Genomic DNA, 12426 nt, shown 5'->3' on the forward strand with positions numbered 1-12426 from the left:
ATGGGCGCATATCCTGCTCACGGGCGAGTACAGATGGAAAAATCGGCGATGACCAGCCTTAACGTACTATTCTGCACTCAGCAGGAATCTACCCCCAAGTGCGTCTCCTATTAGAAAACAGATGGTTATCTATTGGAGGGAGTCTGCCAGGGGAGCGGTTTGCGCGCAACTGAGCGTCAAGGAACGTGTCCAGATTGAACGCTGGAAGCTGGCGGAAGATCATGGTCTGAAGGTCTCGCGTGAGACATTGCGCAAGTGGATGCAGGACGCCGGGATTTGGCTGTCGCGCAAGCGGCCCCGCGCGTTCCATCAGCCGCGGCTCCGCCGGGAGTGTTTGGGCGAGTTGATCCAGATCGACGGCTCTGATCATCTCTGGTTCGAGGATCGTGGGCCCGCTTGCACGCTGTTGGTGTTTATTGATGACGCGGCCAGCACGCTGATGCGGTTGATCGGGCTCAAGCTCTGGGACCATCGCGACGCCTTCGAGCAGATGCGCGATCTGGCCCTGGACCACTTCCCGGCTGCCACCGGTTCGCCCTGGCTGCCCCGCACCGGATCCAAGGTCTCGCATCGCGGTCTCACCTCCGCCGTGGTGGGCAGCCGGGCCTATCTCTCGGCCAAGCGCCGCAAGGAGACCGAGGTGCACTGCCCCGAAGGTACGCCGATCGCTTTCCCGGCGAGGATTATCAGGCCTACGACCTGATCTGGTCCGTCCTCGATGCCACCTTTGCGAAATACCCCGACATGGTGCTCTTGCACGGCGGTACGCCGAAAGGCGCCGAGATGATCGCGGCCCGGTGGGCAGATACGCGCGGTGTCACCCAGGTGGTCTTCAAACCCGACTGGAAGAGCCACGGCAAGGCCGCCCCTTCAGGCGCAATGACAAGATGCTCAAGACCATGCCCCAGGGTCTGATCGCGACTCCAGGTTCGGGCATCACCGAGAACATCGTCGACCAGGGCCGCAAGCTCGGGATCCGCATCAAGAGGATCGGGGCTTAGGCCCCGGTTCACGCCCCGCGCAAGAGATCCTGCACAACAGAAGGTTTCTTGGCGATCAAGGCGAGCAGAACCTGTGCTGGGCCTGTCGGATGCCTGCGTCCATGCTCCCAGTTCAGAAGAGTACCTTTCGCAACACCAATGCTCTTGGCGAATTCTGCCTGGGACAGGCCAGTCCGTTGTCGGACTTCGGCCACGTCGACCTCGGCAACGGACACTTCATGTACCTTTGCGCCTGCCAAGTCGCCACTTGCGAAGGCCGGAGCCTCCTCCAGGCCCTTGGATACGGATCCAAATGCACTCATGTTGCGTCTCCATATTTCGCGACAAGCGCCTTGCTCATCTCTACCGCCGCAGCCTGTTCGGTCTTCGACATGCTGGCTTTCTCATTCTTGGCGAAGACCGTGATCAGGAAGATCGGCATATGTATCCCGCCAAAGACATACACCGTCCTGAAGCAGCCGCTCTTTCCGCCTCCCTCTCTCGGGATGCGGACCTTGCGCAACCCGCCACCAAGAGAGACGCCCGCTTCCGGATTGGCGGCGATGAAGTCGATCGCGGCTCGCGCTCCTGGTCCGACATGATCGCCTTGGCGCGCCTCTGGAATTCGGACAGTTCGACCACTGACTGCAATCGTGTCATCCTCGGTCGCCATATAGGTTTCAGTGGCGTATACGTCAGTGACGTATAGCTTGCGCTCGAGAAGGGCAAGACAACTTCTGACCCGTAAACCAACCAGCCCCCGTTTAGCGCGACGTTGGCGCTTGTAATCGAGGTTGGCTTTGTTGCCCAAGAACGTGAAGCGCGGAGTTCCCCTTTCCCCACCGCCCTGCTCCGGTCATGCGCTAGACCCCGGTGTAGCTGAACGCGACCCCCTGCGCGCCGCGCATTGGGAAAATTCCGCTCCGGCTCCGCAAAACGCTTGCCCAGAACGAACTTCATTTTGCATAATGAATTAAATACTTCGTCACCGGGGGCTGAATATTGGGCCGCAGATCATTGCACGAGGAAATCACCGGGGAGATCCGGCAGCTGCTGCTGCGTGGTGAGCTCAAGCCCGGCGAAAAGATTCCCGAGCAGGCGCTGGCCGCAAAGCTGGAGGTCTCGCGCACACCGTTGCGCGAAGCGCTCAAGGCCCTGTCCGTCGAAGGGTTGGTGACCCTGCTGCCCAACCGCGGGGCCATCGTGGCCGAGGTCACTCGCACCCAGATCGAGGAGCTGATCCCGATCATGGCCATGCTGGAGGAATACGCCGGAAAGCTGCTTTGCCAGGCGCTCCGAAAGGCCAGCTCACCCGCCAGGATCATGGACCACCTCGAAGAGCTGCACGCCGGGATCGTCGAGGGCCACCATCAACGCGACACCTTCCGGTATCGCAGCTGCAACAAGCAATTCCACGAGGCGGTGATCCAGCACGGCGGCAACGGCTCCTTGCTGGAGGTCTACAACATCACCCTTGCGCGGATGCACATGGGGCGGTTCCTGACGGAGAAATCCGAGGAGGAATGGCAGACCGCCGTTGAGGATCACGAAGACATAATGACCGCCATTCGGGCGCGCGACGGGCGCCGGACCGGGCAGCTGCTGAAGCACCATGCCCAGCATACGGCAAAATCGGCGGTGCTGAACGCGCTGGAGCGCGCCACGGTGTAGTAAGCCCCCCTCGGACCAGGCGCCGGAGGGGGGCGTGGCTCAGTCGAACATGACGCCCGGCAGCCACAGCGCAATGGCCGGGAAGGCCAACAGCAGGATCAAGGCCACGACCTGCAATCCGACGAACTGGAACATGCCGCTGTAGATCTGCTTGAGATGCCATTGCGGGGCCACCGCTTTGAGGTAGTAGGCAGCCATCGCCACGGGTGGCGACAGAAAGGCAGTCTGGAGGTTCACCGCCACCAGGGCGCTGATCCACAAAAGGTCAAGCTCGGCCTGATTCACGATCGGCAGGAAGATCGGCAGGAAGATGAACACGATGGGCGCCCATTCCAGCGGCCAGCCCAACAGGAAGACCACGATCATCAGCGCCACCACTACGCCAAAGGGCGGAAGATCCCAGGACACCAGCAGGTTGGCGATCCACGGCCCGGTGCCCAAGCGGTTGAATACCGCGCCGAACATGTTCGACGCCAGCAGCAGAAACAGGATCATCGAGGACACGATGACAGTCTGGTAGAGCGCCATGCGCAGGCGGGGCATGGTAAAGCGCCCGTAGAAGATGGTCAGGATCAGCGCGCCGGCCGCGCCCATGCCAGCGCCCTCGGTCGGGGTGGCGATGCCGGTCAGGATGGACCCCAGCGTGGCGCCGATCAGCAGCAGCATCGGCGTCATGCCGACGATCAACTCGCGTACGGCAACGCGCCAGTTGGCCGGACGATCCTCGGGCGGCAGTGGCGGTCCGAGCTTGGGATTGATCCAGCAGCGCACCAGCACATAGACGAGGAACAGCGCGGTGATCAGCAGACCCGGCAAGATGCAGGCGGCGAAGAGTTTGGGAATCGATACCCCGACCACAGGGCCCAGCACCACCAGCATTACCGACGGCGGGATCAGGATGCCCAGCGTGCCCCCCGCAGTGATCGTCCCCGCCGACAGCGCGGGGTCATAGTTGGATTTCGTCATCACCGGCGCGGCCAACATGCCGATCAGCGTCACGGATGCGCCGATGATCCCGGTCGCGGTGGCAAAGATCGTCGAGGTCAACAGCACCCCGATATAAAGCGCTCCCGGCACGCGGGCGAGGGTGAACTGGAAGCCCTTGAAAAGGCGCTCCATGATGCCGGCCTGCTCCAGGATGTAGCCCATGAAGACGAACAGCGGCACCGCGGCCAGGGTTTCGGTGCCCATGACGCCCCAGGACTGGTAAACCATCAGGTCAAAAGCGCGGTCGCCGAGACCGAGATAGCCGAAGAGCACCGTCAGCACGATCAGCGTAAAGGCGATGGGAAAGCCCGCGAATATGCCTGCCAAAAGCGCGACCAGCTGCACGAAGCCCAGAATGACAGGAAAGCTCATACCGTTTCCCCCGTCTTGAACTGGAAGTAGGCCTTGATCACCTCGGACACGCCCTGGATCATTACCAGAAGCGCCGTCAGGGGGATCACCGCGCGATAGGGCCACAGAATCGGTCGCCAGAAACTGGCCGAGGCGCGCTCGGAAATCAGGTAGGAGCTGAGCGCCTTGTCGAATCCGGCCAGCAGGAAGAACGCCATGCCAGGAAAGAACAACAGGGTGTAGAAGCCAAGGTCGACAGCCGCCTGCTGGCGCGGCGACCATGTGTTGAAGAACAGGTCGGTGCGGATATGCCCGCCAAAGCGCAGCGTGGTGCCTGCGCCCAGCATGAAAATCGTGCCGTAAAGCATGTAGCTCATGTCATACCCCCAGATGCTGGGGCTGTTGAACGCATAGCGCCGGATGGCCTCCAACACCACGATTACGACCAGCGCCAGAACCAGCCAGGACAGCGCGTGCCCGCACAGGTCGGCAAAGCGGTCGATCACCCGGACGATCCGTTGCCAGGGCTGGGGGATATCGGGCACCCTGGCCCGCATCTCCTCGAGATCGGGCAGGTCTTCGTCGTTCTTGAGCGCGCGCAGCAGCGCGTCATCGTCTTCAGTCGTCATCGGCAAGTCCTTGGCAAGAGCGCACACAGCGCCGCGTCAGCGTGGCGTGGCCCTCCGCCGCACAAGGGCGGGAAGGCCACGCCGGGGCCTGATCAGTCGAAGCCGAAATGCTTCAGCGCGATATCGGCCGGCGGGTTGATCCGAGCCTTCAGCGGCACCACGCGGGCCGCAAATTCGCGCTGGCTGTCCAGCACCTTGGCAAAGAACTCATCCTGCCCGGCGTAGCGGTCCAGCACAGCAGTCCAGGCCACCAGCTGGGCTTCCATCACGTCGCGCGGAGTCTCTGCGACCTGCACGCCCATCTCGTTTTCCATCGTGGCCAGCGCCTTGGAGTTCTCGTCCAGGCCCTTCCAGTAGAAATCGGCGGATTCGGCCATCACGCCATAGGTCACGATCGCCTGCAGATCGTCGGGCAGCTCTTCCCAACGGTCCCTGGAGATGAAGAAGTTCTGGATCAGGCCAAGCTGCAGGTAGCTGGGCATCATGTAAACCTTGCGCACATCAGGCAGGCCCAGGATCATGTCCGCCTTGGGACCGAAGTACTCGGCCGCCTCGATCACGCCCTGTTCAAGCGCGGGGACCACCTCGGAGCCGGGCACGGTCACCACGGCCGCGCCCATCTCGCGCATCACGTCGACAGGCAGGCCGGGAGTGCGGTACTTCAAGCCCTTGATGTCCTTGGTCGAGGTGACCGGGGTTTCGAACCAACCGAAAGGCTGCGCCTGCGCCGGGCTGAGGAGGAAGGCCACAGTGTCGGTCATTTGCAGGGTTTCATTGATGTACTCGTCGAACAGCTCCTTGCCGCCGCCGTAGGCCATCCAGCCCATCAGGTCGATCGAGGGCATGCCAAAGCCGGGCGCCGAGGCAAACAGGCTGCCCGCCGGGTGCTTGCCCACCCAGTAGTCCGCGTCGCCGCCCGCCGCGTCGATGACGCCGTCGTTGACCGCGTCCAGCACGTCGAAGGACGGAACGAAGGCGCCGCCGGGGCTGACTTCCATCACCAGGCGACCGCCAGACATCGCCTCGACCATCTCGGCCAGGCGCACGAAGCTCAGGTGCAGGTCATCGCCCGAGGCATAGGCCGTCTGCACGGTCCATTTGAAATCCTGCGCCGCCGCGGGCAGCGCCGCGCAGGCCATCAAGCCGGCAATTGTCGCAGACCGGGCAGAACCGGTGATCTTGTTCAGAAAAGACATGTGGTTATCCTCGTTGTTGGATGAGACGGCCGCGATTATTATTGGGGTCGTGTGCCCGCGCCTGCGGCCCGGCGCCGGGCGCGATTTCAATCCGGCGCCAGCCCCGCGACCAGCGCTTCGAGTTGCGCCGCCAGCGCGCACAGCCGGGCATCCGTGCCGGTAGCGGTGTTGAACTGCACCGAGGCCTTCAGCCCGTTGGCCACCGCTGCACCGGGAAGGCACACGGCGGGGAACTTCGACAACGACCAGATCCGGTTGACGAAGGGGTCGCCGGTCCAGCCCAGCCCCTCGGGCGCCAGCCCCGCTGCGGCCGGCCCCATGAATGCATCGTACTGCTGCAGGATCGGCGTGCCCCAGAGGCGGAAACGGTCCGCAGTCTCCAGCGCGGCGGCATAATCGACGTGGGAAATACCGGCCGAGGCCTCGCAATAGTCGCGCAGCTCGTCCGACAGCAGGTCGGGGTGAGTCTTCCGCTCCCATTCGAGAGCGCGCGGGATCTCGTAGCCGCTCACGGTCATCTGCGCGGCCATCATCTCGTCAAAGGGGGCCGTGTCTTCAAGTGCGTCCACGACGGCGCCGGTCGCGCGCAGCGCGGTGACGGCTCCGTCGATCAGGCTCTGCGTGGCGGCGTCGCACTGGTCAAGATAGGCCTGCGGCAGCAAGGCCAGCCGTAGCGGGCGGTCCGAAGGGGAGGTAGTCGGCGCGACGGCATAGGCCGCCAGCATCTCGGAGATCTCCGCAACAGAACGCGCAAAGATGCCGACCCGGTCCAGCGTCGGCGACATGACACGCACGCCCGCGCGCGGGATCACCCCAGCCGACGGCAGGAACCCGACGATGCCGCAGAAAGCCGCTGGCCGGATGACCGAACCGCCGGTCTGCGTGCCGAGCGCCCAGTCGAAATAGCCCGCCGCGACGCCCGCCGCCGACCCCGAGGACGAGCCGCCGGGGCTGTGGGCGGGGTTCAGCGGGTTGCGGGTTGGCCCCGGACGGGTGGTGGCATATTCGGTCGTCACCGTCTTGCCCAGCACCGTGGCGCCTGCCCCGCGCAGCGCAGTCACACAAGGCGCGGTTGCCGGCGGGATCTGGCCCTCGCAGATCAGCGAACCGCATTCGGTCGGCAACCCCGCGACGTCGATGATGTCCTTGACCCCCAGTAGGCGCGGCGGCCGCGCCTCGGGGAGGTCGTCGGCGATGCACACCATAGAGTGCAGCTCGGCGTCGCCTTGCGCGATTTCGCTACGCCAGTTCGTCTGTTTATCTGCCATTTTGGAGAGTTCCGCTTGTTGTGCTGAAGGTCGGGTTCGAGCACAGAACAGCAATATATAATTATTAATGCAATATGCACTCGAACTTTTGGGCGGGTCGGAATGTGCAAGTGGTGAAGATTGCAGCCCGCGGCGGCAATTTCGGAGCGCTGCGGAATCTCTCTGGGGCGATCATGCCGCGCGGCGCGTATCAAATCATGGGAAAGCCGCAGGCCAGCGGTGCAAACCACGCATTTACGTCGGTCAGATCGAATCACCAGCGCAATTCGGCGGTCCGGCCAAAACATAGGCGTGCTGCCCGGCATTGTTGCAAATATCGGGCAGGATTTCCCTTGCGGATCCAGTGATGTAACCGACGCCGATGTCGAAACCCTCACCTCCTCGCTATCGCACGGCGAACTGGTCCGAGTATGATGCAGCACTTCGCAAGCGAGGGCCGCTGTCGGTTTGGTTCGATCCCGGCATGGTCTGGCATGCACGGACATCGGGTGAGCGAGGATGCCCCGCGGCCATCGCGAGAAGCGATATCTTGCGGGCAACGCGACATTTGGACAGGACGCACTGGAAGACGTGCGCCGACTCTCATGTTCGACGTCGCATCGAGGCCAGAGTGAATCGCCCGAAGCTCTTCGGCGAGACGATCATGTCACGAGCCCCCGACCACCAGACCGCCGAAATCCACCTCCACATCGCCATCATGAACGCCGTCCCGCGCCTCGGCAGGGCCGAGATCAAAGCCGTCGCCAGAGTTCAGGCGGCAAAGCCCAGACCTACGCCTGCGCCTGATTTGTGCAATATTGCCGATGCCCGATACGGGATCTGCACCGCGATCCGCTCCTGGCGTCGGCACAGCATCGACAAGTCCGGCAGCGGAGCGCCCCTTTGCAACATTTGCGAACAGGCAGATCGCTTCCCGGAGATCGACGAAAGATCGTTTTCTCGACGCGGAGATCGTTCCACAGCTCACGCTGAACTGCCGGTGGCAAGCGGCGCCTTTGAAACGTCGCCTGGCCGTGCAGGATCATCATTTCGAGCGTCACCGGCAGGGTGGAGGGCAGGCCGTGCAGCACCATGCCAACGCCGTCGCCAATAAGCACCACGTCGCATTCGGCATCCGCGGTCAGGCAAACCAGCGGCGCTCCACCCTTGCGGTCGCGGATGTCACTGGCGGTATGGGCTATCTGGGGGGCGGATTGGCTTATCTCGGTCCATAGTCTTGATGTTAGGGCAAGGCGACGCGGCGTCCCGATGCATTTTGCAAGTGCGGCGCAATATTATTGCGCGGTGATTGGCAGCGGCTTGCCGATTCAGAAATCCAGCCCCAGGTCCAGCGTCTGCGCCGAATGCGTCAGCGCCCCGGACGAGATATAGTCCACACCCGTGGCCGCGACCTCGGCGATCCGGTCCAGCCGCATGTTGCCCGAGGCCTCCAGCACCACGCGCCCCGCCACCATGGCGACCGCCTCGCGCAGGGCCGGCGTGTCCATGTTGTCCAGCAGCACGACGTCGGCGCCGCCCTCGTCCAGCACCACGGCCAGCTGGTCCAGCCGGTCGACCTCGATCTCGCAGCGGATCATGTGCGAGGCTTGCGCCTTGACCGCCTGCAGAACCGGGCGAATGCCGCCCGCCGCCGCGATGTGGTTGTCCTTGATCAGGATCGCATCGGACAACGAGAAGCGGTGATTGAAGCCGCCGCCATGCAGCACCGCCTGTTTCTCGACCAGCCGCAGACCGGGCGTGGTCTTCCGGGTGCAGGTCACACGGGTCGCGGTTCCGTCCGTCTGCGCCACGAAGGCCGCCGTCATCGTCGCGATGCCGGACAGCCGCCCGGCAAAGTTCAGCGCCACCCGCTCACCCGAGAGGATCGAGGCCGCTGCGCCCTCGATCTCCATCAGGAGGTCGCCCGGCTGGATCGCGTCACCGTCCGCCTTGTGCGCCGTGACCACCAGCGTCGGATCGACCAGCCGGAACGCCAGCGCCGCCACCTGAAGCCCCGAGACAAACCCCGGCTCGCGCGCGTTCAGCCGCGCGGTGTAGCGTGTTGTCGCAGGGATAACCGTGCGGGTGGTGATGTCGCCATAGGTGCCCAGATCCTCAAGCAATGCAGCGCGGACCAGCGGTTCCAGGATCATGTCGGGCAAAGGGGCGGTGGTCATGCGGATTCCTTTCGTGCCTGGGCGCGGATCTCCTGCGCCAACGCGAGGGTGAAGAAGGATCTCTCGCCGGTCGCGCCCTTCGCCTCGGGATGGTCCGAGCGGAAATGCGCCCCCCGGCTCTCTTCCCGGGCCAGCGCAGCGGCGGCGATCAGCGTGGCGGTTGCGGTCATGTTCAGCAGGGCGTCGCAGCCGGGCTGCGCGGCCTCGACTGCGGCGATCGTGCCCAGCGTACGCCGCAGGCCCGCGCCGGTGCGGATCACGCCCGCCCCGTCGGTCATCGCCTGCCGCAGCCGGGCGACCAGCGCCGGATCAGGTTCGTGGACCGGGGCGAGATCCGGCAGCTCGACCGGCGCGGCATCCCCCGCGACCAGCCGCGCGGCAATCGCATCCGCACAGCGCCGCCCATAGACCAGCGCCTCGAGCAGCCCGTTCGAGGCCAGACGGTTCGCGCCATGCAACCCGGTCGAGGCGACCTCGCCACAGGCCCAGAGGCCGGGCAGCGTGCTGGCCCCCTCGGCATCCGTCGCGATCCCGCCCATGTGGTAATGCGCGGCGGCGGCCACAGAGATCGGCTGCGTCATCGGGTCGAGGCCCGAGGCGTGGCAGGCCGCAGCCACCGCCGGAAACTCGGTCAGGATCCGCGCGCCAAGGGCCACCCGCGTATCCAGCGCCGGGGCCCGCCCGGCCTGCGTCTGGGCAAACACCGCGCGGGCCACGATGTCGCGTGGCGCCAGTTCGGCGTCCGGGTGCGCCGCCGTCATGAACCGCTCGCCCCGGCTGTTGATCAGCGTTGCGCCTTCGCCGCGCAGCGCCTCGGTCGCCAGCGGCGCAGGGTCGAGGCCGTTGGCGATGGCCGTGGGATGGAACTGCACGAACTCCGCATCGGCGATCACTGCTCCGGCCCGCGCCGCCATGCCCAGCACCTGCCCGCGGATGCGCGGCGGATTGGTCGTCAGCGCATAGAGCCCCCCCGATCCGCCCCCCGCCAGCAGCACCGCCGCACCTCGCAGTGCCACCGATTGCGTCAGCCCGTCGGCGCAGCGCGCGACCCGGACGCCGCACACACGGCCGCCCTCGACCACCAACCCCGTGGCCATCACCCCTTCCAGCACCTGCACATGCGGCGCGGCGCGGACCTGCGCGGTCAGCGCCTGCATGATCTCGGCACCCGCCTGATCGCCCTGCACCCGCACGACGCGGGCGAAACTGTGCGCCGCCTCGCGCGACAGGACATAGCCGCCGTCCGCGGTCCGGTCGAAGGGCGTGCCCAGCCCCGTCAGGTCGAGGATATGCGCCCGCGCTTCGGCTGTGACCTCCTTCGCCACCTGCACGTCCACGGTCCCTGCTCCGGCGCGCACCGTGTCGCGAGCATGCGCCTCGACGCTGTCCGCCGGGTCCATCGCCGCCGCCACGCCGCCCTGCGCCCAGGCCGACGAGGCCCCGGAGCCGAGTGGTTCAGGCGAGATCATCAGCACCGGATGCGGGGCCAGCCGCAGCGCCGCATATTGCGCCGCCAGACCCGCCCCGACGACCAGGACGCGCGGGGTGTCAATCGGGGTCATCGGATCAGCCGGACAGCTTCCGCGACAGGTCGATCATGCGCTGCACCGCGACGCGGGCCTTGTCGGCCACCGCCGGATCGACCTCGACCGCGCTCTCCATCGTGTGCAGCGACCACAGCACCTTTTCCAGCGTGATCTTCTTCATGTAGGGGCACATGTTGCAGGGCCCGACGAAATCGACATCCGGCAGCGCGTCCGAGATGTTCGAGGCCATCGAGCATTCCGTCACCAGCATCGCCTTCTCGGGACGCTCGGTGGTGACATAGTCGATGATCCCGCTGGTCGAACCCGAGAAATCCGCCTCGGCCACCACTTCGGGCGTGCACTCGGGGTGGGCGATGATGCGGGTGCCGGGGTTCCACTCACGGAACTCGCGCAGGTCCTTCGCGGTGTACTGCTCGTGCACGATGCAGGACCCGTCCCACCAGACGATCCGCTTTTCGGGGACCTGCCGCGCGATGTTCTGCGCCAGGTATTTGTCCGGGGTCATGATGACCGTGTCGCTCTCCATCGCGCGGACGATCTGGTCCGCGTTCGATGAGGTGCAGCAGATGTCCGACGCGGCCTTCACCTCGGCCGTCGTATTCACATAAGTGACCACCGGCGCGCCCGGGTATTTCGCGCGCATCTCGGCGATGCCTTCCGCGGTGATGCTTTCGGCCAGGGAACACCCGGCTTCCATGTCGGGAATCAGCACCGTCTTCGCCGGGTTCAGGATCTTCGAGGTCTCGGCCATGAAATGCACGCCACACTGCACGATCACGTCGGCCTCGACCCTTGTCGCCTCAATGGCCAGCTGCAGGCTGTCGCCCACCACGTCGGCGATCCCGTGATAGATTTCGGGCGTCATGTAGTTGTGGGCCAGGATCACCGCGTTCCGCTCGGCCTTCAGCCTGTTGATGGCAGCGACATAGGGCGCGAAGACGGCCCAGTCGGGCGGCGCCACGACGCGGTCCATCCGGGCATAGATCCCGGACATCTCGGCAGCGAGGACGGCGGAGGGGGCGAGATCGTAGTGATCGGCGAGTTCGGCGCGCAGCGCGATCTGATCGAGCAAGAGCGGGGATCCTCAGGTCGTTTCGGGCCGCCTGGGAGGGCGCGACCGCACGCGGAGAGCGTCGGCTGAAAGGATGTCTACGGGTCATGTGGCGTTAGGGCAAGCTGGCATTGGCGCAATAAATCAATGACATGCGCTAACATGTGCGGGAGATTGCCGAACCTGGTTCTGGTCTCACGTCTCTGCGCACCACCGGGGTTTCAGAGCGTTTCCAGCCGCGAAGCGCGCCTTTCGAAGGCTTTCCTTGTATTCTGAACGGACTTCGAAGTCGAAGACGATGCCACCGCCGACACTCAAGATTGCCTCAGCGTTCTCATACAGGGTGAGGGGCCGGATCGCCAGGTTGACCCGCATCCGACCGGAGGGCGAGACGAAGCCAATCGTCCCACAGTAAAGGTCGTGCGGTACAGGCTCCAATGCACGCAGGATCGTAAGCATCCGGCGTAGGCCGCGGTCATGTAGCGAGTTGGCGCTGCGATGTCTGCCAATTCCATGGCAGAAGGTCCGGCACCCGTGAAGCCGTTGTGTTGGGGAGCTTGTCGCGGACGTCGGCGCGCCAAGCTTGCGGG

Annotated in this window: 12 protein-coding genes and 4 pseudogenes; 4 read left to right on the forward strand and 12 right to left on the reverse strand. The window is 64.8% G+C overall.

Features of this window, described 5'->3' with window-relative positions; genetic code table 11:
• Positions 1-205: 205 nt before the first annotated feature.
• Together ATI53_RS21370 and ATI53_RS24115 are read left to right on the forward strand one after the other, a co-directional pair.
• Positions 206-508: pseudogene (locus tag ATI53_RS21370) on the forward strand (ISNCY family transposase); the annotation flags it as partial.
• Positions 509-702: 194 nt separating this feature from the next.
• On the forward strand, positions 703-915 hold the full coding sequence (locus tag ATI53_RS24115; protein ID WP_240778662.1) for a DUF2493 domain-containing protein: 213 nt from the start codon (positions 703-705) through the stop codon (positions 913-915).
• 94 nt (positions 916-1009) lie between these two features.
• Here ATI53_RS24115 and ATI53_RS21380 read toward each other — a convergent pair whose 3' ends face one another.
• Together ATI53_RS21380 and ATI53_RS24120 are read right to left on the reverse strand one after the other, a co-directional pair.
• Positions 1010-1303 (reverse strand): helix-turn-helix domain-containing protein, encoded by a 294-nt coding sequence (locus tag ATI53_RS21380; RefSeq protein WP_111551341.1) that lies wholly within the window; start codon positions 1301-1303, stop codon positions 1010-1012.
• Positions 1300-1791 (reverse strand): type II toxin-antitoxin system RelE/ParE family toxin, encoded by a 492-nt coding sequence (locus ATI53_RS24120; protein WP_240778661.1) that lies wholly within the window; start codon positions 1789-1791, stop codon positions 1300-1302. Before ATI53_RS24120 ends, ATI53_RS21380 begins: the two co-directional genes overlap by 4 nt.
• A gap of 191 nt (positions 1792-1982) precedes the next feature.
• Here ATI53_RS24120 and ATI53_RS21390 point away from each other — a divergent pair, with 191 nt between their 5' ends.
• A complete protein-coding gene (locus tag ATI53_RS21390) occupies positions 1983-2651 on the forward strand; it encodes a GntR family transcriptional regulator (protein ID WP_223866090.1) in 669 nt (222 codons plus the stop codon).
• Between the two features lie 39 nt (positions 2652-2690).
• On the opposite strand, the gene ATI53_RS21395 is transcribed toward ATI53_RS21390, so the two are convergent.
• From ATI53_RS21395 to ATI53_RS21410, 4 genes are all read right to left on the reverse strand, one after another.
• Positions 2691-4010, reverse strand: coding sequence for a TRAP transporter large permease (locus tag ATI53_RS21395; protein WP_009505440.1), 1320 nt, complete (start codon positions 4008-4010; stop codon positions 2691-2693).
• Complete coding sequence (locus tag ATI53_RS21400; protein ID WP_009505441.1) at positions 4007-4618, reverse strand: TRAP transporter small permease subunit; 612 nt, start codon at positions 4616-4618, stop codon at positions 4007-4009. The genes ATI53_RS21395 and ATI53_RS21400 overlap by 4 nt, the downstream gene beginning before the upstream one ends.
• Positions 4619-4710: 92 nt before the next feature.
• Entirely contained in the window at positions 4711-5955 is a 1245-nt protein-coding gene (locus ATI53_RS21405) for a TRAP transporter substrate-binding protein (RefSeq protein WP_249033416.1), read from the reverse strand.
• Positions 5901-7082, reverse strand: coding sequence for an amidase (locus tag ATI53_RS21410; RefSeq protein WP_111551343.1), 1182 nt, complete (start codon positions 7080-7082; stop codon positions 5901-5903). The genes ATI53_RS21405 and ATI53_RS21410 overlap by 55 nt, the downstream gene beginning before the upstream one ends.
• Positions 7083-7443: 361 nt before the next feature.
• Here ATI53_RS21410 and ATI53_RS24545 point away from each other — a divergent pair.
• Positions 7444-7587, forward strand: a pseudogene (locus tag ATI53_RS24545) (IS5/IS1182 family transposase); the annotation flags it as partial.
• 363 nt (positions 7588-7950) lie between these two features.
• Here ATI53_RS24545 and ATI53_RS24125 read toward each other — a convergent pair.
• The 6 genes and pseudogenes from ATI53_RS24125 to ATI53_RS21440 all read right to left on the reverse strand — a co-directional run.
• Positions 7951-8097 (reverse strand): annotated as a pseudogene (locus ATI53_RS24125) (IS1595 family transposase); the annotation flags it as partial.
• Positions 8087-8284, reverse strand: a pseudogene (locus ATI53_RS21420) (3-methyl-2-oxobutanoate hydroxymethyltransferase); the annotation flags it as partial. The pseudogenes ATI53_RS21420 and ATI53_RS24125, both read right to left, overlap by 11 nt.
• 105 nt (positions 8285-8389) lie before the next feature.
• On the reverse strand, positions 8390-9238 hold the full coding sequence (gene nadC / locus ATI53_RS21425) for a carboxylating nicotinate-nucleotide diphosphorylase (protein WP_111551344.1): 849 nt from the start codon (positions 9236-9238) through the stop codon (positions 8390-8392).
• Positions 9235-10800 (reverse strand): L-aspartate oxidase, encoded by a 1566-nt coding sequence (locus tag ATI53_RS21430; RefSeq protein ID WP_111551345.1) that lies wholly within the window; start codon positions 10798-10800, stop codon positions 9235-9237. Before ATI53_RS21430 ends, nadC begins: the two co-directional genes overlap by 4 nt.
• 4 nt (positions 10801-10804) lie before the next feature.
• On the reverse strand, positions 10805-11857 hold the full coding sequence (gene nadA / locus ATI53_RS21435) for a quinolinate synthase NadA (RefSeq protein WP_009505447.1): 1053 nt from the start codon (positions 11855-11857) through the stop codon (positions 10805-10807).
• Between the two features lie 174 nt (positions 11858-12031).
• Entirely contained in the window at positions 12032-12295 is a 264-nt protein-coding gene (locus ATI53_RS21440; protein WP_249033417.1) for a chorismate-binding protein, read from the reverse strand.
• Positions 12296-12426: the final 131 nt, after the last annotated feature.

This window comes from Salipiger aestuarii (assembly GCF_003259905.1).
GTDB lineage: Bacteria > Pseudomonadota > Alphaproteobacteria > Rhodobacterales > Rhodobacteraceae > Salipiger > Salipiger aestuarii.

What these genes read in the sequence shown, in the direction of transcription:
- ATI53_RS21410 (WP_111551343.1), bottom strand. Translation starts at nt 7,082, where the DNA reads ATGGCAGATAAACAGACGAACTGGCGTAGCGAAATCGCGCAAGGCGAC.
- ATI53_RS21440 (WP_249033417.1), bottom strand. Translation starts at nt 12,295, where the DNA reads ATGCTTACGATCCTGCGTGCATTGGAGCCTGTACCGCACGACCTTTAC.
- ATI53_RS21400 (WP_009505441.1), bottom strand. Translation starts at nt 4,618, where the DNA reads ATGACGACTGAAGACGATGACGCGCTGCTGCGCGCGCTCAAGAACGAC.
- ATI53_RS21380 (WP_111551341.1), bottom strand. Translation starts at nt 1,303, where the DNA reads ATGAGTGCATTTGGATCCGTATCCAAGGGCCTGGAGGAGGCTCCGGCC.
- ATI53_RS21430 (WP_111551345.1), bottom strand. Translation starts at nt 10,800, where the DNA reads ATGACCCCGATTGACACCCCGCGCGTCCTGGTCGTCGGGGCGGGTCTG.
- nadC (WP_111551344.1), bottom strand. Translation starts at nt 9,238, where the DNA reads ATGACCACCGCCCCTTTGCCCGACATGATCCTGGAACCGCTGGTCCGC.
- ATI53_RS21395 (WP_009505440.1), bottom strand. Translation starts at nt 4,010, where the DNA reads ATGAGCTTTCCTGTCATTCTGGGCTTCGTGCAGCTGGTCGCGCTTTTG.